A 24,584-nucleotide genomic window follows, 5' to 3' on the forward strand; every position below is an offset into this window, starting at 1 on the left:
CCAATGATTGACCAATCCGTACTTGATGATGGCGGGGGCGGCGAGCCCGCGCCAACCTACGCAGACTACGTCAAGGTTCTGACCGACTGGCGTTTCAGGGTTTCCGAGGACAGGATTGAGCTTTTGGCCTCGGGGCCGATCATTCCGCAACAGGATCTCGATACATTCGAAGAATTGTGGGAGGAACTCTTTGACGGGCATGCCCCGACCCTGGTCTCGGTCGAGGTCACGCAAGAGCTGATCAATGCCGTGGATACCCTTCTCGCTCCAAGGCTGGGCGTGGCGGTCGCCGGGATTGGCGGCGGCAAGCTTCACAAAAGCCTGCACAAAGGATTGCACAAGAGCCTGCACAAGGGGCTCCACAAGAGTCTGCACAAGGCGGTGCTGGGGGGGGCGGCCTCTTACTCTGCCAGCAGTATGGCCTGGCCGGAAATCGAAGTGCCGTGGCGCGAAATCAAGCGGCTGTTCGACCGGAAGGACAAGTATGCCTGGCACAAGCACCGGCTTCCGGATCATCGCCCCGGGCACGTCTTGGACGGCGCCCCGCCCGAGATCGACCAATTCGCGGCCGAGCTTGCTGTCCTGCACCTGATGCAAGACGACCTTCGGCGCCCGGACAGCGCCTGGCGCCGCGAGCGCATCCAGATCGAGGCGGGCAACGACCTGACGGCCTATATGCTGCCGCTGGGCGCGGATGCCGCGTCGCCGGCCGGCCACACCGCCGTGATGTTCCAGATCATACTCTGGCTCGGCAGCCTGATCGGACAGATCTACAAGGCGCGGTACAACACCCCGCGCCCGAACGTTCTGGACCCAACGCTCGAACCCTACATCCCGGTGCCGGTCTATTCGTCCTTTCCGTCAAACCATGCCTTCCAGTCCTTCCTGATTGCCGAAGTGTTCTCGCGCATGGTTCCGGAACACCCCGGCGCGTCATCCCTGTTCCACGCGGCATGGGAGGTCGCGATCAACCGCGAATACGCAGGGCTGCACTATCGCTCGGACACGCTTGCCGGGATGGAGCTTGCCCGGCTGAGCGCGCCGGCGATCGAGGAGGTTCTGAAGGATCACCGGCGCGGTGTGCGCGCCGAGTGGCTTGGCGAAAGCACGGAGGGTGGACAATGACCGGCGAGAACGAACACACACAGCCCGCCAGCCCCAAACATCTCGACCCGCTGGAGCGGACAGGGCGGCGCCCAAGGTTTCATGCGTTGTGGCACTTGAAAACACTGGGCGTGGCCGAGGAAATCGAAGCCTTCGAAAGCGCGGCCTGGGAAAAAGTCTATGACAGCCAGCAGCGCCATGCTCCTGCCGATCCGGTGCGCGTTGCGATCATCGACACGTTGCCGGCGTTCACGCATCCAAATCTGACCCATGCAATCGATATTGCCTGTGGCATGGATTTCACGACCGACAGCGCGGGAAAAGACCTGCCAGCTTTGCCTGACTCCGGCAGTGCCTTTGGGGCTCATGGCACGTCGGTGGCAGGTCTGATCGCCGCGCGGCCTGGAATGAACGTTATCTTGCGGGTGCCGGGCTACATCGATCCCGACGCCCCCTTGCCACCCGCATCCACCACGCGGCCCATCGCGCTGCCCTTCGCCGGGATCAATCCGTTTGCCACGATCGTGCCCATCGTGGTGTCTGCCGCCCCCGATCCCGAGATGATCCTTGCGGCATTGCACTATGCCGGATCGGCGCAGGCTGCTGTGGACATCGTCGTCATTGCCGATTCCTGGGATCGCGCCGGGACGGCCTATGACGCTGGATCCAATACGAAAGCGGGGAAAATCCCGACCGGCTATGGATCGCAAGTGCCCAAGTCCGCGGCGGACAGCAAATCTCCGGGACAGGACAATCGCTGGACCCCCGTTGAAGAAGCGCTGCGCAAGCTGTGCACGGAAACCTTCGTGTTTTGCGCGGCTGGCAACGAGCCGCGATCCCGCCTGGTTTATCCTGCGTCGCTCAGCACGCCCAAGGTCGGGCCCTGGGCCGTGGGGGCCTGCGACAAGACCGGCCATGACCTGACCTATACACCCAAGTCCGGGGCCGTACGCCGGAATGGCCACCGGCTGATCACGACGCTGAGTTCCGAGCATCCCCGCCTGGACCAGATTGTCCAGAAACTTGATCCCTGGGCCAAGAACGACTCGGAAATGGACCTGCCGGACTGGCTGTTCGACCAGAATTTCCAGCCGACGGACATCGTGTCCACCGACGTGCCCGGCCCGGCGGGCTACAACCCGTCGCCCTACGATCACGTTCCCAGCCAGCCAGGTGACGAGCATCTCGAGGTCGCGTCGCTCTATTGCCGGTTCTCGGGAACATCGGCGGCCACGGCGCTTGCGGCGGGGCTGGTCTCGCTGGCCATCGCCTTGCAACGGGCCGGGGAACAGGGTGACGCGACACCCAATCACGCGTCGCAGCCCTACAAGGGGCCGCCGCCGGAAAAGCCCGAGCTTTTCACCCTCGAACAAGCCAGGGAGTTGGCCCGGCTCAGGCCTCCGGCACACAGCGAACCGAAGGAGAATTGAAAGGCTGGCGCCCGCACCAGGGGCGCCACCCGAAGCACCGATGACGGTGCAATGACGGTGTGTCGGCAGACTGTAGGTGTCTCGCAAACAACGGCGGGACACCTGCCAACAGCCCAACACAAAGGAACCCGTCATGACCAGAAAAACCATTGCCGCTGCCGCCCTGCTGACCGCCGCCCTTGCCAACCCCGCCCTTGCTCTGGAACGTTGGGTGCGCATCCACAATTCCGGAAACGCGTCCATCTGGTCGGTACAGATGACCCATGTCGACGATGGCGGTTGGGGCCGTGATCTGCTGGAAAACTACGTGATTCCCGTGGGGTCCACGGCCACGCTCGAGCCGGATCGGCATCAGGGGTACTGCAAGTTCGATGTGAGGATCATCTACAACGGCGGTCGAGAGGTGGAACTGAGGGGCGTCAACCTGTGCACCGCCCGCGACATCACCGCAAGCGACAACGGCTATACGAATGTTTCGTATTGACCTTGCTGCGGGACGGCGATCCCGTCGTCCCGCGATGCGGATCGGCATGCAAAATTGGGTCTGACTCACTCTCGGTGCCGCATGGTGTTTCCTCAGTTCATGGCGCTGCGACCAGGAAGACCTTGAGCAGGTCGATGTTTGCGCGGCCACACATCTGCCGTTTCAGTGTTTTCAATTGATTGATCTGACCCTTGGTCTGCCCGTTTGGCCACGGCTCCCGCAGCGTGTCATTGCAGCCCGCCCTCCATGGAAAGATTTTTACAAGCCGATTTGGTTCATTGGACAGCATTATGTTTGAAAAGACCGACAAACGCGCGTTACCCCTGCAACTTACTTCCCTGTCCCATCACCCCCGATAAGCTGCCATTATCGCGCCCCGCCCCACCCCCCCTTCCGGGATTGTCGTGGCGCTTGGGGCGCGCTGCGCTAGACTGAAGCCCTATTGCGGAGGTTTTCTCATGTCCCGTTTGATCCCCCCTGCCCTGCGTGCCGCCCTGGGCGCGCTTCTGACCGTGGCGACCATGCTGCCGGCGGCTGCGACCGGTCCGGTGCAAACTTCGGAAAATGCAGGATATTCCCCTCCTGCCGCGGCGGTCCCGCTTAAGGCTTTCTTCACCCGCACCCCCGAGGTTGCCCTGCCATGGGGGCACCGCGCCGCTCCGTCCTGTGACGGGCCGGCGGTCAAGGGGTGTCTGAACGTGTCCAACTCCACGATCCTCAAGGTCGACAGCGTCGAAGCGCTGAACGCGGCCCTGGCCAAGGCCTCGGGCGGGGAAACCTTCCTGCTGGCGCCGGGCGATTACGGCCGCCTGAACCTGACCGGCAAGGCCGCCACCAATCTGACCTTCAAGGCCGAAAGCCCGGGCAGCGCCAGCTTCAGCGGCGGCATGCTGCGGGGCGTGCAAGGCGTGACCTTCGAGGATGTGACCTTCGACTACACCTTCCAGGCCGGCGACACGCTGAAAACCGAAATGCTGTCGGTCCGCAACAGCAGCGACATCATCTTCCGCCGGGTGCTGCTGACCGGGGACATGGCCTCGGGCACCGGCAAGGCCAATTTCGACGATCACTTCACCGGTTTCGGCCTGCGCGCCCGCGACAGCCAGAACATCGTGATCGAGGACAGCGAGGTCACCGGCTTCTGGAAGGGCATCTACCTGGCGCGGGTGGATGGGGCGCAACTGCTGCGCACCGAGTTGCACGAGATCCGCTCGGATGCGCTCAACCTGATCGACACCCGCGACGTGCTGGTGGAAGACAACCAGTTCCACTCGATCCGCCGGTCGATGCAGTCGGGCGACCACGCCGACATGATCCAGGTCTGGAGCGGTCAGGACGATCCCGCCCGCAAGCCCGGCAACATGGTCATCCGCAACAATTATTTCGACATCGCCGACGGCGACCGCAGCCAGATGATCTATATGGACAACAGCCGCGCGTCGAACCGCGATGCGGATCCGGCGATCTTCTACAGCAACATCCTGATCGAGAACAACGTGATCATCTCGGGCACGGTGTCGGGGATCAAGCTGGGCGCGGTGGATGCGGCGGTGATCCGCAACAACATCCTGGTCTACAGCGAAGCCCCCGATGCCGACACCGCCAAGGGCGCCGGCGACCCGCGCATCCGGGTGGCGCCGCATTCCACCAACGTGGTGATCTCGGACAACATCACCTACGACGTGAAGGGCTATTCCGGGCAGGCCGACTGGTCGGTCTCGGGCAACGTGAAGGCGCAAAGCGCGCGGCCGGGGGCGCCGGGCTATGTCGGGGGGATCCTCAGCCCGATCTCCCATGACCCGGCCGAGGGCACCCCGGTGGATGCCACGCTGCTGGCCTTTGACAGCGGCACCGGCCTGCTCAGCATGCTGGAAGACGGCACCATGCAGGCGCTGCTGCTGCCCGCGGCGGCGCTCACCCCGATGGGCGGTGGCGGCACCGGGCTGGACCTGGGCACCGCGGTGGTCGAAACCCCGGCCTCGGCGGTGGCACCGCTGGGCGGCGGCACCGGCTTCCGGCTTGACGCCGGCCTGCGGCTGGAGACGGGGCAGGACCGGGGCGTGGTGTTCCTGCTCAAGGGGGTGTTGATGGTCTCGGTCACCGATCAGGGCGGCCTGGAGGCGGTTCTCACCACCGCCACGGGCGACAGCGCGCGGGTGCAGACCCCCGGCCCCCTGGGCGACGGCGGCTGGCACGACGTCTCGCTGACCTATGACGGCGCCGCCGGGGGGGGCGGGCTGACCCTGACGCTGGACGGGGTGCTGCAGGACACCGTCGCGCTGGAGGGCGCCCTGCCCGAGATGCCCCGCAAGGGGCTGATGCTGGGCTCGCCCTGGCACGCGGATGCCCAGGGCGGGCTGCGCCACCTGTCGCTGACCGGTCTGGTGGAACATTCCGATCCGATCCTCAGCCCGGCCCCGGTGCCGCCGGTGTTCCCGCCCGAGATCGACAGCGCCACGCTGCTGGCGCAGGCGGTGATGGCCGAGGGCTTCGACTTCCTGGAGGATCCGGCGCTGGCGGCCAACCTGATGGGCGATGCCCGGCTGACCGGCACCGAGGGCGACGGCCAGTTGAGCCTCGGCACCGGCGGCGCCCTGCACCTGCCCGGCCTGCCCGGCGACCTGCACAGCCAACATCTGGCCGCCGAGATCCTGTTCCAGGTGGACCTGGACGTCACCGAGCGCAGCACCCTGCTGTCCAGCCACCGGCGCTTCGAGGCGGAACTGGTGGGCGACCGGCTGAAACTCACCGCCAGCACCGCCGAGGGCGGCACCGCCTCGGTCACCAGCGGGCGCCTGACCGACCTGCAGGCCGACGGCCCGCACCGCCTGACGCTGGAGCTTGACGCCCGCGCCGACCTGCTGACGGCGCATCTGGACGGGCAGCTTGTGCTGGCCGAGACCGGCATCGACTTCGACCTCGCCGCCAGCACCGCGCGGGAACGCGGCTGGCACATGGGCAACCGCTGGAGCGATGCGGCGCAGGCGGTGGAGATCGACCAGCTGATCCTCGCCGATCTGGACGCCCTGCCGCCCGAGACGGGCGACCTGCTGCTGGGCTGACCGGCGGGGGTGTTTCGCGCGCGAAACACGCGCCGGGGTCACAGGCCTTCGACGATCACCACGCACCCTGTCGAACCGCTCTGCCGCAGGGCTTTCAGGGGGCATGGTCTTCGCGGGTGAGCAGCTTCCGCGCCGCCGCCATGTCGGGGAATTCGAACAGGACAATCCGGGTCAGGGTCCAGTCCCCTTCCAGAACCTCATGCGCGCCGCCCCGGACCAGGTATTTCCGCCGAAGGATTCAACCAGGGGGCTTCACCTGTTCCATGAACGCGCCGTAGGGGCCGGGTTCGTGGACGTCGACATCATGGATCGGATAGGCGCTCATCGGGGGGGATCCTTCCGTGGCAGGACAAAAGGCCAGACCGCCCCCCGCCAGACCACAACGCCGCAGGCCCGTCACCCACCGCCGTGTTCGCCGGGCCGGCCAGGGCGACCTCGACCGGCAGCCCGCCGGGGGGGGGCGCGAAATGACTTGACGAAGCCGGGGCGCCCCCCCCTTGATGACCGACGTCTTGCCGGAACCCCGGTTGCCGTCGTCCTTTCCCCTTTGGTGAGCGCGATTGTGCCCCACCCCCTGAAAGGGCCCCATTATGTCTTTCAAGTCGATCCTGGCCGGAACGGTCCTGGCCGCGTCCTCTGTCACGGGCGCATCCGCGGCACCGGTCAACACCGCGACGGGGCTGGCCGCGCCGGTCACGACCATAACCTTCTCGGAAGTTCCGGGGATTGCCCAGGGCGCGGTCGTGACCGATCAGTTCGCCGCCCTTGGCGCCACCTTCGGCAGTCTGTCTGCGACGGCAGGCCTTTACTTCGGCGCCAGCGGCAACCCCGGCGCGGAACTGCGGAACTTTTTCCCCGACACCTACAACCCGTTTTCGATCACCTTCTCCGGCACGGTCACCGAGGCCGCCTTCAACATGGTGACCAACGGCTATACCGACAAGTTCACGGCGCTGTTGAACGGCGGGGTTGTCGAAAGTTTCACCGCCCCGACGGGGGGCTGGAAATACTATGGGTTCACCGGGATTCTGTTCGACGAGATCCAGGTTGAAATCGGCTTCGGATCGACCGCAACGAACAAGCACATGCGGCTGGACAATCTTCAGATCGGCGCGGTGAGCGCGGTGCCGCTGCCTGCGGGCGGCCTGCTGCTCCTGTCGGGTCTGGGCGGCATCCTCGCCGTCAAGCGCCGCAGGAAGGCCCGCGCCGCGCGGCGCGACAGGGCCTAGACCCGCCGGGGGGCATCCACCCCGAAGGATGCGGGGGGTACCGGATCAGGATCCCGCACCGGCATGCAAAAGCGGGCGCATCGTTTCCGATACGCCCGCTCAAATCCGTCAGCCTTGCCCCCTGAGGGGCACAGCCTTACACCAGCGCGAGGTTGGCGGCGCTTTCGCGACCGTCGCGGCCAGCTTCGATATCGAAGGTGACTTTCTGGTTGTCGTTCAGACCGGTCAGGCCGGCGCGCTCAACTGCAGAGATGTGCACGAAGATATCGCGGCCACCATCATCAGGGGCGATAAATCCGAAACCTTTTGTGGAATTGAACCATTTCACGGTGCCATTGGCCATCGTAATTCTCCTTGTTTCCTGCCCGCGACATGCGGCAGGGCGGCTATGTCAGTGCTAGATCGCGACACTGAGCCGTAAGGAGCAGATTCATCGATAGAGATAACGTAACCCGGCCCTCGTAAAGCCTCACGCCACAGCAAGCAAGCTTTATTTCCCCCGGTCTCTGTCCGCCATGTGTCCGGGACGACCGATATCCGGCCCCGAGAGCACGGCTTGCGGTACCGCATTCACCCCCCTTGGGCCGACCGGTCCGGCGCTCCAGACAAGGTCACCGCCTTACAAACCAAGATCCCTGCGCGCAGCAAGGGCCAGCTTGGCGATCAATGCGTCGCTGATCGGCTTGCCGGGGGAAAAGGTGACGCCCATTTTCGTGGGTTTGAGCCCCTCGGCGGCAATGTCGTCGGCATGGGCCGCAATGGCGCCATGGGACACGTAAAGTCCGCATTGCTTGCTGAAGGCCGCATAGCCCGCGATGACGGATTTCCCGAAGCCGAAACCGGGCATGTTGTAGGCGATGATCTCTTCGGCGTCGGGAAGTGTCCTGGCAAGCTGCGCCCGCACTTGACCCAGAAGGGGCCGCAGTGGGTCCGGGGCCGCGGCTATGTAGGCGTCATGGTCGATTGGTGTTGTCATGCCCGAATATCATCGACGCGGCGCCTGCGCGCAAGTGGCAGGGGGATCGGCCCCTGCCCCGCCCGCCTCAGACCTTGTAGTAGTCCCGGTACCAGTCGACGAAGCGCTGCATCCCGTCGCGCATGTCGGTCTTCGGCGCATAGCCGGTCAGCCGCTTCAGCAGGCTGGCCTCGGCCCAGGTCGCCGGCACATCGCCGGGCTGCATCTCCATGAAGTTGCAATTGGCCTTCTGTCCCAGCGCGTCTTCCAGCGCGCCGATGAAATCCATCAGCCGGACCTGTTCGGAATTGCCGATGTTGACCACCCGCCAGGGCGCCACCGGGCTCAGGCTGTCGCCCGGCGCGATATCCTCGGGGGCGGCCGGGCGCACCGGTTTCGCGTCGATCAGCAATTCGATGCCGCGCACCAGGTCTTCCACATAGGTGAAGTCGCGCCACATCTCGCCGTTGTTGTAGACGTCGATGGGATCGCCGTTCAGGATCGACCTGGTGAACTTGAAATAGGCCATGTCGGGCCGGCCCCAGGGGCCATAGACGGTGAAGAACCGGAACAGGGTGATCGGCAGCCCGTGGATATGCGCCCAGGCATGGGCCATGGCCTCATCGGCCTTCTTGGTGGCCGCATAGAAGGACATCTGGGTGTCGACCTTGTCGGTCTCGGCATAGGGCATCTTCGTGTTGGCGCCATAGACCGAGCTGGTCGAGGCCATCAGCAGGTGATCGACCTTGTGTTCCAGCGCCAGCGCCATGACGTTGAAGCTGCCGGTGATGTTGGTCTCCAGGTAGGCGCGCGGGTTCTCGATGGAATAGCGCACCCCGGCCTGGGCGGCGAGATGGACGATCACCTCGGGCTGCGCCTGCGCGCCTGCCCGTTCCAGCGCGCCCATGTCCTCCAGCCGCCCGATGATCGGGGTGAAGCCGGGGTGCCGGGCCAGCCGGGCATGGCGGGCCTCCTTGAGGGCGACGTCGTAATAGTCGCTCAGGGCGTCATAGCCGGTGACCTGCCAGCCGGCGGCCAGCAGCCGCTCGCACAGGTGGTAACCGATGAAACCGGCCGAACCGGTGATCAGGGCGCGTCGTGTCATGTTGTGTATCCTGCTCTCTGGTGCCATCGCCAGGCATCGCCGATCATCTGCTCGGGCGTCGAATGCACCGGCTCCCACCCCAGTTCCGCCCGCGCCAGCCGCGAGCCGCAGACCAGGCTGGCCGGATCGCCCGGGCGACGCGGGGCGATGTCATGGGGGACCGTCTCGCCGGTGACCGCTTCCGCCGCCTCGATGATCTCGCGCACGGTCATGCCGCGCCCGGTGCCCAGGCACAGCAGCGGCACGCGGGTGTCGCGGTCAAGATAGTCGATGGCCGCCACATGGGCGTTCACCAGGTCCAGCACATGCACATAGTCGCGCACGCAGGTGCCGTCGCGGGTCGGGTAATCCTCGCCAAAGACCTTCAGCGCGCCGCGGCTGCCGCGGATGGCCTGGATCACCAGCGGAATGAGATGGGTCTCGGGCTGGTGATGCTCGCCCACTTGTGCTGCCGGATCGGCCCCGGCGACGTTGAAGTACCGGAAGGTCAGGGCGCGCAGCCCGTAGGCCTTCACATAGCCCGCCAGCATCATCTCGACGGCGGCCTTGGTGGCGCCATAGGGCGACATCGGGTTCAGCGGCGAAGTCTCGTCGATCTCCACCCCGTCCAGATCGCCGTTGACCGCACAGGTCGAGGAGAACACCAGTTTGTCGGTGCCGGTGGCGACCATGGCATCGAACAGCGCCTTGGCCGAGCGGAAGTTGTTGTCCCAGTAGCCCGCCGGATCCTGCACCGAGGCGCCGACCTCGATCAGGGCTGCGAAATGCAGAACCGCCTCGGGCTTTACGTCGCGCAGGGCGGCCTCGATGGCGTCACGGTCGCGCAGGTCGCCCGCGATCTTCGGGCCGAATTGCACCGCGTCGTGCCAGCCGGTCTGGAAATTGTCGAAGGTGACGGGCTCATGCCCCGCCGCCACCAGCGCCTTGCAGGCGTGACTGCCAATATACCCGCCGCCGCCGGTCACCAGAATGCGTGCCATATGCCTGCCTCTTCGTCTTGCCTGCCTTCGGGGTAGCGAGGGCCTGCGAGGGGCGCAAGGGGGCGCTGCCCCCTCCGGGCCTGCCGGCCCGTTCACCCCCGGAGTATTTGGACCAAAGAGAGTGAGCGCCGTCTCGGAAACGCTCCGGGGGAGCGTTTCCGGCGCGAACGGGCGGAGCCCCATGATGCCTTTCGGTCGCGAACGGAATGTTTCGCGCGCGAAACATCGGCATGCGGGGTGAATGACCGGCTCATTCTTCTTGGTCCAAATACTCCCGCCGGAGGCTCCCGAAGCGGCCAGGGGCGGTGGTCTCGACAGACCGGGAGCACCCTGAACCAGAGGCGCGTTTCGCAGTCTGATTATTTTGATGCGCGTTTCGCGCTTGGCCTATTTTGATGCGCGTTTCGCGCAATAGGCCACGAAGGCGCGGGCCGGGCTGCGCAGGCGGGGGCGGCCGGTGGTCACCCAGTAGCGGCGCCAGTCGGCTTCCAGCGCGTAGACATCCCAGCCCGGCGCCACGGCGCGGGCCTCGTCCAGCGCCTCGGGCGGCAGCGCCGGGCCGTCGCCGGGGTCGATCACGGCGGCGCGCGGGGTGATGCGCACGAGGTCACCCTCGATCACCTCCAGGCTGTAGTCGGGCAGGGGATCGGCGGCGGCCATGTCGCGGATCATCTTGCGGAACACCCGCAGCGGCGAGGCCGAGCCCGATTTGGCGCAGAGCACCGCCATGGAGATCTGCCAACGCGGCTGCCGCCCGCAATGCTTGCGGGCCAGTTCGTAGACCCGCCGCTCCAGCGGCTTGCGCAGGGTGAAGTAGTCGCGGCTGAGGGTCAGCACCGATTTGCCCAGCACCGCGCGATAGAGCCAGTCCGACAGCGTCACCGAAACCGAGACCATCCGCCCCGAGCGGGTGCGGCGCACGATCTCCCAGCTTTCCAGCAGGCCGAAGCCGGCGGTGGTGGTGACCTCGGCGGTGGGGATGTTGGTGATGATGCGGGTGCCCGACAGCCGTTCGAAGGCATCGCGCAGGCGGCGGTAGCTGTCGCCGGAGGTTTCGCGGTTGGTGGCCAGCAGCAGGTCGTGGGCGGTCAGCTCCAGCGTCCGCGCCGTCGGCCGGCCGGCGTTCAGCGCCGCCACCAGCTGGCTGATGCAGTAGATCAGCACGTCCTTGTCGTGGATCGTGGCCAGCCCTTTCACCGAAGGCGTGATCTGCACCGAGATGCCCTTGTGATCATAGCTCAGCACCCGCCGGTCGGGGCGTGTGGACAGCGAGAACACCGGGTGTTCCATCGTCGCCATGTCATCCTTGGGGATGGCGGCCACGATATCGCACACGAAGAAATCCGCCAGCGCCGGGGCCGGGGGCGGCCCGAAGGCAGAGGGCGGGCCCAGGGCTGCAGCGGCGGGTTTCGGGCCGGGGGCCTTGGAAACGGAAACCGGCCCCCGGGACGGGGGCGGGGCGGGTTTGGACATCGTTTTACTGCTCGTGACGGATTCGTCGTTTTATTTACACTCAGAGTAGAAAGACCCCCGGTGCGGCTCAAGCGGAAGGGAGCGCGGGTTTCGGGGGTCTGGAGTCGGCGGATCGGGGGTTCAGAGTCGGTCTTTCGTGGTTCCGGAGTCGCCAAGGTCTGAAAAAGGGTGGAATCGGCCTTTGATGTCAGCAGCTTGGAGAAATCCACAGGATGCCGTAACAGATATCTAACACATATTCTAACAGACCCGATGGCACCCGCGCCCCTGCGGCGCCTTGGGCACCTGATGGCAAGTGCCTGATTTTTCTTAGAAAACCTAATGGGATGCGCATTTTCCTTTGATATGCCGGGTTTTATGGTAGTCTGGCGAAAACAAAGCATGTCGAGCAGGACATTCCATGAGCAGCACCCCGGCGGATCCGCCGTATTTCAACATCTCACCCGATGCGGCGCTGGCCGATCTGGGCGATCCCGTGGACACCGCCGGCTTTGCCGAGGCCGCCGAAATGGCCTCGCGCGGGCGCGCCGACCTGATGTCACGGGGGCTGAACCCGGATGGCGCGAAACGGCTGCGGCGGTTCTCGACCTGGGAAATCACCAAGTATCTGATCCCGGTGGCCACCCCGCATTTCCGCCGCGTGCTGAAGGCCAATCCGCATCTGCCGCAGGGCGCCTCGGAAACCGAGGGCGGGGCCAAGTGGTTCACCCTGGACGAGGTGCTGCGCCTGCGCGCCCATTTCGCCGCCGAAGGCTCCAAGACCAAGGAATACCTGCCCTACCGGCCCAAGGGGCTGCCGGCCAAGGTGGTGGCGGTGGCCAACTTCAAGGGCGGCGTCGGCAAGACCTCGACGGCGGCGCATCTGGCGATGTCGGCGGCGCTGGACGGCTACCGGGTGCTGGTGCTGGACCTGGACAGCCAGGGGTCGATGACCTCGATCTTCGGCGGCCAGGTGGCGGACGAATGGCAGACGGTCTTCCCGCTGCTGGCGCGCGATTACGCCGAAAGCCTGCAGGCCGAGAACCGCGCCCGCATGGGCCGGGGCGAGGCGCCGCTGCCGCTGGACGATCTGCTGGCCGAGGCGCTGAAGGTTTCGGCCCGCGATCTGGCGCAGAAGACCCATTGGCCCAACATCGACCTGATCGGGGCGCAGCTGAACCTGTACTGGGCCGAGTTCCAGGTGCCGGTCTGGCGCATGGGGCTGAAGGGCTGGAAGCTGTGGGACGCGCTGCTGAACCGGCTGGAGACCGACGGCATGCTGGAGGCCTATGACGTGGTGATCCTCGATACCCCCCCGGCGCTGGGATATCTGACCATCAACGCGCTGGCGGCCTCGGACATCCTGCTGGTGCCGCTGGGGGCGTCGTTTCTGGAGTTCGACAGTACGGGGCGCTTCTTCGACATGCTGCACGCCACCTTCAGTTCCATCGAAGAGGGCGAGAACCTGGCCGCCCGCGCCCTTGGCACGCCCGAGCTGCGCTTCGAATGGGACGCGGTGCGGGCGGTGGTGACGCGCTTCGATGCCGCCCAGCAGATGGAGATGGCCAACCTGATGCAGGCCTATATCACCCCCTACATGTCGCCCTACCGGCAGGATTTCACCGCGCTGGTGGGCCAGGCGGGCGAGCAGGTGAACGGCATCTACGAGGCCGATTACCGCGACTTCAACCGCGAGACCTACATGCGCGGGCGCGAGACCTTCGACGAGACCTATGCCGCCTTCAAGCGGCTGCTGATCGGCGCCTGGAGGCGGGATGAGCTGGCCGGGGCGTCCCAGGCAACGGACGGTGGGGCAGGGATGTCTTCACCTTCCTTGCGCCATCCTGACCCCCGCCCCAGAAGAGGAGCCGCGTAAATGGCCCGCCGTCGCCTGACCCCCGCCCAGCCCGGCTATCTTGCCCCGGCCCAGAGCCGCCCCGCGCCGGCCCCCGCGGCCACGCCGCGCGCCGTGGCCCCCATCGCCCAGGTCTCGGGCCAATCCGCCGAAGCCGCCGCCCTGCGCGAGATCACCGAAAGCCTGCAGGCCGCCCGCGACGAGGGCCGGATGATCGTTGAGGTGCCGCTGGCCGACATTGCCCAGGGCCACCTGGTGCGCGACCGGATCAGCCTGGATGCCGAGGAAATCGCCGCGCTGAAAGCCTCGATCGCCGCCCATGGCCAGCGCACCCCGGCCGAGATCACGCCGCTGCCCGAGCCCGCCGCGGGCGAGGCCACGCCGCCCTATCGCTTCGGCCTGATCTCGGGCTGGCGCCGCCTGCGGGCGCTGAGCGAACTGTACGAAGACACCGGGGAAGAGCGGTTCTCGACCCTGCGCGCCCTGATCCGCCCGCCCGAGGAGGCCGCCGACAGCTATGTCGCCATGGTCGAGGAAAACGAGATCCGGGTCGGGCTGAGCTATTACGAACGCGCCCGCGTGGTGGCCGAGGCCGCCGCGCGCGGGGTGTTTGCGGACCAGTCGGCGGCGCTGCGCAGCCTGTTCGCCACCGCCAGCCGGGCGAAGCGGTCGAAGATCGGCAGCTTCATCGACATTCACGAGGCGCTTGGCGATCTGCTGAACTATCCCGCCGAGATCCCCGAACGGCTGGGGCTGGCGCTGGTCTCGCGCCTGCGGCTGGGCGATCGCAACGCCATCCGCGCCGCCCTGACCCGCGCGCGCCCGGCCAATGCGGCGGCAGAACTGGCGCTGCTGGAGAAACTGGCGCAACCGCCGAAGACGGATGTTTCGCGCGCGAAACACTCCGGCGAGGTGCTGCGCGACGGGCTGCGCTTTGCCTCGGCCCGCAAGGGACAGAAGATCACCCTGACCCTCAGCGGCCCCGGCGTGGACGACGCGCTGCTGGACCGGCTGCGCCAGGCGATCCGGGCGGCGGAGGGCGGCCAGGGCTGACGCCGCCCGGCGGGCGTATTTTCACCAGGAGTGAGCGCCGTCTTGCAATCGATCCAGGGGATCGATTGAGGCGCGAACGGGCGGAGCCCCAGGCCGTCCGGGAACCTGCCAAGGCGCGCCCCAGGGGCTGACGGGCAGGGTCCGCCCGCGAAAAGGATCAGGCCCGCCGCCGCCTGCGGCGCAGCAGGCCGAGGGCGGCAACCCCGGCCCCGAGGGCCGGCAGGCTGGCGGGCAGGGGGATCTCTGTGCCCAGGGTGGGAAGCTGGCGCACGGTCCATTCCTTGGCGGGTGCCCAGAAGTCTCCACGTGTCTCATAGTAGACTTCCGAAATGAAGATTCTGTCCCATTTCGGGTCCATCGAGGAATCCGGGGAATCCTCTTCCGCATAGATGTTCCAGTCGAGCACCTCATAGTTTGGTCCGAAGGTGAAGCTGGCGACGGTTCCATATGCGATTTCTGTGAAGAGATTCACGGAAAAGTTCCACGAAATCACGCCGTCTGTTTCGATGGAGGTGTCGTCGTAGGGGTACTCGTGCCGGAACACCACGGTGGAATTCTTGAAGCGACCACCATAGGCCGCTTCATCCAGAATGATCGTCCCAGAGAACCCCGCGTACGAATAATGATAACTCTCCCACACCCAGTCGTCATCGCCGGGGCAGGGGCCGGCAGGCTGCGGTGTGTAGGTGCATTCTGCGAGTGTGTCGTAGTAAATCGTATCGCCGTAGTAGCTCAACTCCAGCGTCACCGCGCTGGCGGTGGTGGCGGTGAACAGGGCCGCTGTAATGAGCGGCAGGGTGCTTTTCAGATGCATCGGAAGGTCCTTTTTCGAAAGGCCTTCAGGATATTCCGGACCGCCACGGGCGACAAGCGGGGGGCGGGCGGGGGTTAACCTGCCTGGCGGCGTGGCCCGTGGTCCGGGGCGCAGACGGCAGCGGCCCGCCGTGTCGCGGGCGAAACAGCGGGCCGTCATGTCATGGGCCGGGGGCGCCCCCGGCCGCCGGGATGCGGGCCGGGTCAGACCACCTCGATATTGGCGAAGGTGATGTCGTCCACGTAAAGTTCACCACTGCCATTGGTGATGGTGACCGAGGTGATGTCGTGGAAGCTGGCGTCGAAAGTGGTGGTGCCGGTGGTCCCGGCGGCCACCGTATGGGTGGCGCCGTTCGATCCGGTGAAGGTGACGCCGCCCGCGGCAAGCACGATATAGATCGATTCAAGATCGAAACTGCCGCCGTCGCCCCGGTCCAGCTCATAGACATAGTTGCCGTGCAGATCGAATTCCCAGTCCGCATCGCTGCCATCGAAGTTGCCGACATGATGGTGCCCGCTGGTGGGGGAGAGGCTGAAGCCGTCTTCAACATAGACCTGGCTGCTCTGACCCCTGTCGAATTCAATCACATCGGGATCGCTGACATAGGGCGTGGTGCCTTGCAGATCCTCGAAGACGAGATTGTCGATGTTGAAATAGTCGTAATCCGTGTAGGCGGTGCCGTCGTTGTTGATATCGCCGGTGAAATCCCAATCCACCCAGGCCACATCGGTGAAGGCCGCGCCAAAATTCACCGTGCCATGGCTGCCAGAGGTGGGGGAGCCGGTGCCGGTATGGGTGACCGTCTGACTGGCGCCGTTCGATCCGGTGAAGGTCACCGACCAGCCGTCGCCCTCATAGTCCCGGAAATACTCGATATCGAGGGATTTGAGCGAGAAGGTGCCGGTGCCGCCTTCGCCTTCGATCCGGCCCTTGCCCTCGTAATTGGTCGCACTCCCATAGTCATAATCATAGGTTCGTACAAAACCATCCCCGGCGCCTTCGGGTGGGAGATACCAGTCAAGGTGGTCATCGCCGATGCCCCGGACCTGCAGCCCGTCATCGGTGACATGATAGGTGTTCCCCCCTTCGGCATTGGTCCCGTACCAATAATGGCCACCGGTGAAATCCACCACCCCGGACACCCCGTCATCCACCCCGTCGATGGTCACGGTGACGGTGGCGGTGTCGGTGCCGCCGTGGCCGTCGTCAATGGTGTAGGTGAACGTGTCTGTCGCGCTGTCGCCGGCGTTCAGAGTTTCGAACATGCCGTTCGGATCATAGGTGAAGGTGCCATCGCCGTTGTAGCTGACCGTGCCGCCGCCGGCGCTGACCGCGTCATAGGCGGCGACGACCAGCGTGTCTGAGGTGTCGGGATCGCTGTCATTGGCCAGCACATTGGCGGTGATGACGGCGGTATCCTCGTCGGTGGTGGCGGCGTCATCGGTGGCGGTGGGGCTGTCGTTGGTGCCGTTGATGGTGATCGTCACCGTGGCAAAGTCGGTGTCGCCATCGGCATCGGCCACCAGGTAGGTGAAGCTGTCGGTCAGCATTTGGCCCACCCCCAGCGCCTGCACCGCCGGGTTGGTGTTGTCGAGCATGTAGCTGTAGCTGCCGTCGGGGTTCAGGGTCAGATTGCCCAGCGAGGTGCCGATCACCAGCGTGACCGAGCCCAGAAGGTCGGGCACGCTGTCATTGGCCAGCACGTTGCCGGTCAGGGCGGGGCCGTCCTCATCGACGCTGACGGCATCGTCCACCGCGGTGACCGGATCATCCTCGGGGGTGACCTGCACCCCGTCCACGAAGATCTCGAGCGCCTCGACACGGGTCACGCGCAGGGTCTGGTCGCCGAAGCTTTCGAAATAGAAGAATTCCTTGACCGCATCCTGGGTGCCGCCATCGGTCACCACGTCAAGGAAAGCCAGGTAGGCGGCGATTTCCAGCTGCACCGCCGGGTCGTTCCAATGGGCGCTGGTCATCAGCAGGCGGATGGTGTCGAGCCCGATGCCGCCGTCATAGGTGTCGGTGGCGCCAGCGTTCAGGGCGACGTCATAGACCAGGGTGTCATCGCCGCGCCGCCCGCGTACGGTATCGTCGCCCGCGCCGCCGGACAGGGTGTCGTCCTGCCGTGTTCCGTGGATGTCTTCGTCTGCGGGGGTGCCAGCATAGGTTGTGCCAGACATGGTCCGTATCCTTTTCATGCAATAAAATTGTAGAAAATCAATACGTTATGCAAATAGCCAACCAAGACTATGCTAGAATCCCGGGCCGCGTCCTGTCAATAAGTTTACCTATGGTCATGCGGGTCACCTGCCCCCCCCAGGGAAGAACGCCCCCGGAGGGTCCGGGAGCGTTTCTCATTCTTCTTGATGTACATGCTCAGGAGAGAGGGGGCCGCCCCTTTGCCCGTTCAGCGGTCGGCGGCGCGCTGGTAGGCGTCGATCAGCGTGTCGACCTGGTAGTCCCAGCTCAGTTCCGTCTCGACGCGGTTGCGGCCGATGCGGCCCATTTCGGCGGCGCGCGCGGGATCGTCGATCAGCGACAGGATCTTGTCGGCCATGTCGGTGGTGTTGTTGGGTTCGGCGTACAGCGAGGCCTCCTGCGCGCTGTAGCGGCCCTCGGTCACCTCGAACTGCACGATGGGTTTGGAAAACGCCATGTATTCGAGGATCTTGTTCATGGTCGACTTGTCGTTCATCGGGTTCACCCGGTCCGGGTTCACGCAGACATCGGCCGACGACAGCACCTCGAACAGTTCCGCATCGGGGGCGCGGCCGGTGAAGGTCACATGGTCTTGCAGCCCCAGATCGCGGGTCATGGCCTTGAGGTCGTCCAGCGCCGGGCCGCCGCCCACCAGCACGAATTGCACGTCGCGGCCGCGGTCGAAGACGATCTCGCGCGCCGCTTCCAGCAGCAGGTCGATGCCCTCCTGGTCGCCCATCACGCCGACATAGCCGACCATGGCGGCGCGGCCCTTCTTCCAGGCCGGGTTGGGCGGCATCACGTGCAGCCGGTTCAGGTCGGGGCCCGAGCGGACCACGAAGATGTCTTCGGGCTTCTTGCCGCCGCGCTCCATCGCGATCTGGCGGTAGGACTGGTTGGTCGAGATCACCACGCCCGCCGACCAGAAGTTCAGCTTCTCGAACAGCACCATCAGCTTCCAGAAGAAGCCGCGCTTGTTGAACTTGGCTTCATAGAGCTCGGGATTGATGTCGTGATGGTCGAAGATGTACTTCTTGCCCAGCAGCTTGAACGGCCAGGCCACCAGGAAGATCAGGTCCGGCGGGTTGCAGCCCTGCAGCGTGTCGAAGCCGTGCTTGCGCAGGATCTTCCACGCCAGCCGGGTTTCGTGGAACAGGGCGGCGCCGTATTCCAGCAGGTAGCCCGAGGCGCCCTTGGCATCCAGCGGCAGCTTGTGGCGGTAGATATGGACGCCGTCCAGTTCCTCATACGGGGCTTCATAGCCCTTGCCGGTGGGGCAGATCACGCTGACCTGCGCGCCCGCCGCCGTCAGGGTCCGGCATTCGTGCCAGACCCGGCGGTCGAAGGGCAGGGGCAGGTTTTCCACGATGATCAGGACCTTGCGTCCGGCCAAAGGCCTGTCGACCCGGACGGCTTCCATCCGGGGCATTTCGGTAAACTGACCGTCCATCACACACTCCATTCCGTCACTGATCGCCCCCCGGTTCAGGCTGCTCAGGGCAAACGGCCCAGATCGCGCAGGTCCGTTGCCGCGGGCAGATCCAGGTCCTCTACTGTCGCATTGGTCGCGATCACACGCGCATAGGCTGTACCCTCTGCGGTGGGCTTGTCCACCAGCAATGCCTCGATTCGGGGCAGTTTCGAGAAGGCATAGCCCAGATTCGTTCCCATCAGCTTTTCGGAATCGACCCCCGGATCATAGATATCCAGGTCATATCCCGAGGCCAGCAGCTTGCGCGCCAGGTCGACATTGGGGCTTTCGCGCAGATCGTCGGTGCCGGCCTTGAAGGCCAGACCGGCCAGCAGCACCCTGGCGCCCGGCTCCAGCCCTTCGACCGCGTATTCGTACATGCGGTGCTTGTGGGCCTCGTTCGAGCGGATCAGGCTTTCCACCAGCGGCATGTTCGAGCCGCTGTCGACGCCGATATATTGCAGCGCGCGCACGTCCTTGGGCAGGCAGGAGCCGCCGAAGGCGCCGCCCGGACGGGTGTAATAGGGCGAGATGTTCAGCTTGGTGTCGGATTTGAAGATCTCATGCACCGTGGAGGCCTTGATGCCGAGGTTCAGGCAGACCCGGCCGATCTCGTTGGCATAGGCCACTTTCACCGCGTGCCAGGTGTTGTCCACGAACTTGGTGAACTCGGCCTCGCGGTAGCCGACCTGGAAGGTGGGCGCGGTGATATTGGCGTTGAGCTCTTCCATCTGCGGGTTGGGCTGGCCGTCCCGGGTGCCGATGACGATCTTGGGCGGCTCGAAGTAATCCTTCACCGCCGAGCTTTCGCGCAGGAATTCGGGGTTGTAGACCAGTGCCGCCGCCGCGTCGGTCTTCTCGCCCAGCACCGCCATGAAGATCGGGTGGATCAGCTCCTCGACCGAGCCGGGGCGGATGGTCGAGCGATAGGCGACGGTCAGCGGCCGCGCCCGGTTCGGATCCAGCGCCAGGGCGATCTGGTGCGAGACATCGGCGATGTAGCCCATGTTGTGCGAGCCGTCCGACGCCGAGGGGGTGCCGACGCAGACGATGGCCAGGTCGGCGTCATCCAGGTGGCTGCCGATCTCGGTGTCGGCGGTGATCCGGCCCTTGGCCAGACCGTCCTTGAGCATCTCTTCGACGCCCGGTTCCAGGATCGGCGGGATGCCGTCACGGATCGCCTGCACCTTCTTCAGGCTGACATCGATGCCTGTAACCTCGTGCCCTTCGCTGGCGATACAGCAGGCGGCGGTGAACCCCACATAGCCCAGCCCGAAAATGACGACCTTCATGAACACTCGTTCCTTCACGCAAAGATAACCAGATACGGGGCATTGCCTATCAGACTGTGAGCGCTGACGCGACGGGGCAGGCGCAGGACACGCAGCGGTAATATGGCGCGGCCCGGCTCTGGACAGAAAACCGCGCGGCTCGCTACTGTCCGGCGCACCACCCGCCGCCGCGCGCGCGGCCCGAACCGGGTGTGACATGAAAAGAGGTTGAGGATGAGTGATGTACGTACCGCCCCCCAGGGGGACTACAAGAAGGCCCGGCGCACCGGGCTGAACCGGCTGGCCGGGGTGCGGCACCTGATCGTCGAGACCTACCGCTGGTACTATACCCGCGTCTGGGGCATGGACATTCATCCCTCGGCGCAGTTTTCCCTGTCGGCCAAGTTCGACCGCACCTATCCCAAGGGGGTGCACGTGGGGAAGAATTCCTATGTCGCCTTCGAAAGCCGCCTGCTGTGCCATGACCGCACCCGCGGGCTGTACCTGCACACCCGCGTGGGCGAGAACTGCTTCATCGGCGGCCGCAGCCTGATCCTGCCCGGGGTCGAGATCGGCGACAATTGCGTGGTGGGCGCGGGCTCGGTGGTGACCAAATCGGTGCCGCCGCGCTGCGTGGTCGCCGGCAACCCGGCAAAGATCCTGCAGGAAGGCATCGAGGTCGGCGCCTATGGCCGCTTTGCCAGCGCCGATGAGACCGAAAGCAAGCTGGTGGAGCAGGGGCTGGTCTGACCCCCGCGCCTGCCCTTGCGGAACATCGTTCCGGAAAACCCCGTTCTGACGAAAAACCGGGCACCGCCCCCGGTCTGTGTGCGGCGTTGGTAATGCTGCGCGCAACCTTCCCGTGCGTCACCGGCGTATTCCGCCGGAACGAAAGCAAAATTCCGCTCAGAACCCAGGGTTAACCAAGGGGCGGGGTCGCGTCGCGGCGGCGATCCGGGCATATCCACCCCGAGGAAGAATTCTTCACCAAGAGCACATTGCCATCGCCTGCGAAGCCTTTGGATTCGCAGGAGGGAGATGTGTTGTCGCGTAACGAGAGGACAACTGTCATGGCCACACATGTGGTAACCAACGCCGCCCAGCTTCACACCGCCTTTGCCCGCGCCGCCGACGGCGACCGGATCGAACTGGCGGGCGGAAATTATTCCGCCGTCAACCTGCAGGGACGGGATTTCGCCCAGGGGCTGACCATCACCTCGGCCGACCCCAACGACCGCGCGGTGCTGGCCACCTCGCTGGAGGTCCAGAACTGCAGCGGCGTCACCATCGAGGGGCTGGATGTGGATGCCGCCAGCATGGCGCCGAATTTCAGCTGGAACCGGGTGCAGATCCGCTCCAGTTCCGACATCACCCTGCGCGACATGCTGATCGACGGCTATGTGCCCGGCCCCGGCGATGGCGCGGTGGACCCCACGACCGCGGCCGCGACCCGCAACAGCATTCTCGACGGCATGGGCTATGAGAACGGGCTGCTGCTGCGCAACACCCAGGACGTGGTGATCGAGGATGTCGAGATCGCCAACCTGCGCGTGGCCGTGCGCCTGAACGGCACCCAGGACACCACCATCACCGGGATGGAGCTGCGCGATTGCCGTGAAGGGGTGAATTTCAACGATGCCACCGACCTGCTGATCGAGAACAGCTATTTCCATGATCTCAAGCCCTGGTACGACCCGGATGGCACCTCGGGCGATCACCCGGATTTCATCCAGTTCTGGGGCGTGAACTCGACCACCGGGGTGAACGGGATCACCATTCAGGACAACATCTTCTACCAGCCCGAGGGATCGCGCGCGCAGACCATCTTCGGCCATCTGAAGAAGGCACCCGCCGGAGTCACCGCCAGCGATTTCACCATCACCGGCAACACCATCATCAACGGCTCGGCCAATGCCATCAAGCTGGCCCATACCGATGACGTGGATATCTCGGGCAACATCCTGCTGCCCAATTCCGACACGCTGCATTACAGCAATTTCCCGCGGATCTCGTTGAATGGCGTGGACAATGTGCAGATCACCGGCAACACCCTGCTGCCGCGCCACAACGGCGATATCCTGAACCTGGACGCGGGGGCGATGGCGGCCCAGAACGTCACCGAAAGCGGCAATACCCTGCTGTCGCAGAACCCGGCATCGCCGAGTTTCTGGGGCTCGCTTCATGACCAGATCCTCAACACCCTGCCGTCCGGCGGCACCGGCGGTGGCGGGACCGGCGGTGGTACGGGCGGTGGCGGCACCGGCGGTGGTACGGGTGGCGGGACAGGTGGTGGTGGCACCGGCGGCGGGACGGGCGGTGGCGGCGGCGCCGTGACCCCGCCGACCACGACCTATCCCATCGATCCCGATACGATTTACGACACCGCGGTGCGCGTCACCGGCTCCAACCGCAAGGACAAGCTGAGCGACCGCGGTCTGGCGCCGGATGAGATCGGGCATCTGCGCGGGTTGAACGGCAATGACAAGCTGACCGACACCGGCGGCCATGACATCCTGGAGGGCGGCAAGGGCGCCGACCATTTCCTGTTCGATTTCCGCAAGTCCACGGGCGAGGACACCTATGACCTGGTGATGGATCTGACCTTCCGCGACGGCGATGTCCTGCGCCTGATGACCGACCAGGCGGGCACCTTCACCGACGCCCTGGATCCGGGCAACCGGATGCATGTGTCGCCGGGCGGCCACAGCGTGACCCTGGACAGCCTGGCCGATCTGACCGAGCTGCTGCTGGCGCCCGAAGTCAGCGTCACCGCCAATGGCGACGGCTCGGGCGTGGTGCTGGCGCTGCAGGACGATGACACCCATTACATCGAACTGCAGGGCATCCTGATGAGCGACCTGGGCTGACGGCCGCCCGAGATCCGGGGGTCAGGCGTCGCGGCGCCTGATCCCGACCCGCGCCGGGGAATACAACCTGTGCGTGTCATCTCAAATCGTCTATTACTCCTATGCGTGTGCGGGCAGCATCCGGTTCCGGAAGAGAATCGGCTGTGGGGGCGCCGATCTCGTACAACTGGGGGCATTACAGAATGACGACTTTTCAGGTGACGACGGCGGCCGGGCTTGTGGCCGCCTTCCAGGGGGCGGCCGATGGCGACCGCATCGAACTGGCCGCGGGCGATTACGGTGCCGTGGTCCTGAAGAACCGGGCCTTCGCCCAGGACATCACCATCACCTCGGCGGATCCCAACGACCGCGCGGTGCTGACCGAGACGCTGCTGATCCGCGCCGCCAGTGGTATCACCGTCGAAGGCATCGACCTGGAGGCCGCCAGCCTGGCCCCCACCCGCAACACCAGCCGGGTCCAGTTGCGCGACAGCGCCGACATCACCCTGCGCGACATGACCCTGACCGGCCATCTGCCCGACGCCACCGAGGGCACCGATCCCGACAGCGCCGCGGCCACCCGCAACATCCCGCTGACCGGCTATGGCTATGAATTCGGCCTGCTGGTGCGCGACACCGACGGCGTGGTGATCGAGGATCTGGAGATCACCGACGTGCGCACCGCCCTGCGCCTGAACGGGGTGGACGGCATCACCGTCAGCGGGCTGGAGCTGCATCACACCCGCGAGGGCGTGAACCTGAGCGATGTCAGCACCCTAGTGATCGAGGACAGCTATTTCCACGACCTGACGCCCTGGCGCGACCCGGACGGCAACACCGGCGACCACCCGGATTTCATCCAGTACTGGGGCACGAATTCGGCCAGCGGCCTGCAGGGTCTCACCATCCGCGACAACATCTTCTACCAGCCCGAGGGCGCGCGGTCGCAGTCGATCTTCGGCCATCTGGACGGGGCGCCCGCCGGCGTCACCTCCAGCGATTTCACCATCACCGGCAACACCATCATCAACGGCTCGCCCAACGCGATCTCGATCTACGACACCACCAACGTGGTGATCGCCGACAATATCGTGCTGCCCAACGGCGAGGATCTGACCCATACCGAATACCCCAGGATCATCCTGGTGGATGTGGATGGGGCGGTGGTGACCGGCAACACGCTGGTGCCCTATTGGGACGGCAGCGTGCTGAACCTGGACGCGGCGGAAATGGCGGCGATGAATGTCACCGAAAGCGGCAACACCCTGCTCTCG

Annotated in this window: 20 protein-coding genes; 10 read left to right on the forward strand and 10 right to left on the reverse strand. The window is 65.4% G+C overall.

Annotation, left to right across the window (positions count from 1 at the left end; translation table 11 throughout):
* Positions 1-3 precede the first annotated feature (3 nt).
* The 4 genes from H8B03_RS18655 (at position 4) to H8B03_RS18670 (ending at position 6,080) form a co-directional block, all read left to right on the forward strand.
* Positions 4-1,125: a phosphatase PAP2 family protein gene (locus H8B03_RS18655; RefSeq protein WP_193143419.1), complete on the forward strand. Its 1,122-nt coding sequence runs from the start codon at positions 4-6 to the stop codon at positions 1,123-1,125.
* The gene (locus H8B03_RS18660) at positions 1,122-2,534 is read left to right on the forward strand and encodes a S8 family serine peptidase (protein ID WP_193143421.1); all 1,413 of its coding nucleotides are present in this window, start codon (positions 1,122-1,124) and stop codon (positions 2,532-2,534) included. The genes H8B03_RS18655 and H8B03_RS18660 overlap by 4 nt, the downstream gene beginning before the upstream one ends.
* Positions 2,535-2,667: 133 nt before the next feature.
* Complete coding sequence (locus tag H8B03_RS18665; RefSeq protein ID WP_193143422.1) at positions 2,668-3,018, forward strand: hypothetical protein; 351 nt, start codon at positions 2,668-2,670, stop codon at positions 3,016-3,018.
* Between the two features lie 458 nt (positions 3,019-3,476).
* The gene (locus tag H8B03_RS18670) at positions 3,477-6,080 is read left to right on the forward strand and encodes a right-handed parallel beta-helix repeat-containing protein (RefSeq protein ID WP_193143424.1); all 2,604 of its coding nucleotides are present in this window, start codon (positions 3,477-3,479) and stop codon (positions 6,078-6,080) included.
* A gap of 94 nt (positions 6,081-6,174) precedes the next feature.
* Here H8B03_RS18670 and H8B03_RS19235 read toward each other — a convergent pair whose 3' ends face one another.
* Positions 6,175-6,318 carry a DUF1330 domain-containing protein gene (locus H8B03_RS19235; RefSeq protein WP_193143468.1) on the reverse strand — a complete coding sequence of 48 codons (144 nt, stop codon included), beginning with the start codon at positions 6,316-6,318 and terminating at the stop codon, positions 6,175-6,177.
* Positions 6,319-6,670: 352 nt separating this feature from the next.
* On the opposite strand from H8B03_RS19235, the gene H8B03_RS19050 reads away from it, so the two are divergent.
* On the forward strand, positions 6,671-7,309 hold the full coding sequence (locus tag H8B03_RS19050; RefSeq protein WP_226926139.1) for a VPLPA-CTERM sorting domain-containing protein: 639 nt from the start codon (positions 6,671-6,673) through the stop codon (positions 7,307-7,309).
* 136 nt (positions 7,310-7,445) lie between these two features.
* Here H8B03_RS19050 and H8B03_RS18685 read toward each other — a convergent pair whose 3' ends face one another.
* The 5 genes from H8B03_RS18685 to H8B03_RS18705 form a co-directional block, all read right to left on the reverse strand.
* On the reverse strand, positions 7,446-7,652 hold the full coding sequence (locus tag H8B03_RS18685; protein WP_193143426.1) for a cold-shock protein: 207 nt from the start codon (positions 7,650-7,652) through the stop codon (positions 7,446-7,448).
* A gap of 276 nt (positions 7,653-7,928) precedes the next feature.
* Entirely contained in the window at positions 7,929-8,285 is a 357-nt protein-coding gene (locus tag H8B03_RS18690) for an iron chaperone (RefSeq protein ID WP_193143428.1), read from the reverse strand.
* Positions 8,286-8,352: 67 nt separating this feature from the next.
* Positions 8,353-9,369: an SDR family NAD(P)-dependent oxidoreductase gene (locus H8B03_RS18695; RefSeq protein WP_193143430.1), complete on the reverse strand. Its 1,017-nt coding sequence runs from the start codon at positions 9,367-9,369 to the stop codon at positions 8,353-8,355.
* Complete coding sequence (gene galE, locus H8B03_RS18700; protein ID WP_193143432.1) at positions 9,366-10,349, reverse strand: UDP-glucose 4-epimerase GalE; 984 nt, start codon at positions 10,347-10,349, stop codon at positions 9,366-9,368. The genes H8B03_RS18695 and galE overlap by 4 nt, the downstream gene beginning before the upstream one ends.
* A 387-nt stretch (positions 10,350-10,736) precedes the next feature.
* Entirely contained in the window at positions 10,737-11,822 is a 1,086-nt protein-coding gene (locus H8B03_RS18705; RefSeq protein ID WP_193143434.1) for a replication initiator protein A, read from the reverse strand.
* A 400-nt stretch (positions 11,823-12,222) separates the two neighbouring features.
* Between H8B03_RS18705 and H8B03_RS18710 the strand changes: the two genes are divergently transcribed.
* Entirely contained in the window at positions 12,223-13,677 is a 1,455-nt protein-coding gene (locus H8B03_RS18710; protein ID WP_193143436.1) for an AAA family ATPase, read from the forward strand.
* A complete protein-coding gene (locus H8B03_RS18715) occupies positions 13,678-14,709 on the forward strand; it encodes a ParB N-terminal domain-containing protein (protein WP_193143438.1) in 1,032 nt (343 codons plus the stop codon).
* A 157-nt stretch (positions 14,710-14,866) separates the two neighbouring features.
* Here H8B03_RS18715 and H8B03_RS18720 read toward each other — a convergent pair whose 3' ends face one another.
* From H8B03_RS18720 to H8B03_RS18735, 4 genes are all read right to left on the reverse strand, one after another.
* A complete protein-coding gene (locus H8B03_RS18720) occupies positions 14,867-15,523 on the reverse strand; it encodes a hypothetical protein (protein WP_193143440.1) in 657 nt (218 codons plus the stop codon).
* 203 nt (positions 15,524-15,726) lie between these two features.
* Positions 15,727-17,703: an Ig-like domain-containing protein gene (locus H8B03_RS18725; protein ID WP_193143442.1), complete on the reverse strand. Its 1,977-nt coding sequence runs from the start codon at positions 17,701-17,703 to the stop codon at positions 15,727-15,729.
* A 227-nt stretch (positions 17,704-17,930) separates the two neighbouring features.
* On the reverse strand, positions 17,931-19,172 hold the full coding sequence (locus tag H8B03_RS18730; protein WP_226926141.1) for a glycosyltransferase family 4 protein: 1,242 nt from the start codon (positions 19,170-19,172) through the stop codon (positions 17,931-17,933).
* Between the two features lie 44 nt (positions 19,173-19,216).
* Positions 19,217-20,485 carry a nucleotide sugar dehydrogenase gene (locus tag H8B03_RS18735; protein WP_193143450.1) on the reverse strand — a complete coding sequence of 423 codons (1,269 nt, stop codon included), beginning with the start codon at positions 20,483-20,485 and terminating at the stop codon, positions 19,217-19,219.
* A 213-nt stretch (positions 20,486-20,698) separates the two neighbouring features.
* On the opposite strand from H8B03_RS18735, the gene H8B03_RS18740 reads away from it, so the two are divergent.
* The 3 genes from H8B03_RS18740 to H8B03_RS18750 all read left to right on the forward strand — a co-directional run.
* On the forward strand, positions 20,699-21,214 hold the full coding sequence (locus H8B03_RS18740; protein ID WP_193143452.1) for a DapH/DapD/GlmU-related protein: 516 nt from the start codon (positions 20,699-20,701) through the stop codon (positions 21,212-21,214).
* A 320-nt stretch (positions 21,215-21,534) separates the two neighbouring features.
* The gene (locus tag H8B03_RS18745; RefSeq protein ID WP_193143454.1) at positions 21,535-23,331 is read left to right on the forward strand and encodes a right-handed parallel beta-helix repeat-containing protein; all 1,797 of its coding nucleotides are present in this window, start codon (positions 21,535-21,537) and stop codon (positions 23,329-23,331) included.
* A gap of 182 nt (positions 23,332-23,513) precedes the next feature.
* The coding region (locus H8B03_RS18750) for a right-handed parallel beta-helix repeat-containing protein (protein ID WP_193143456.1) at positions 23,514-24,584 on the forward strand (1,071 nt) is incomplete at its 3' end.

Origin of the sequence: Meridianimarinicoccus sp. MJW13 (genome assembly GCF_014901205.1) — a bacterium.
In the GTDB taxonomy this organism is placed as follows: Bacteria; Pseudomonadota; Alphaproteobacteria; order Rhodobacterales; family Rhodobacteraceae; genus Meridianimarinicoccus.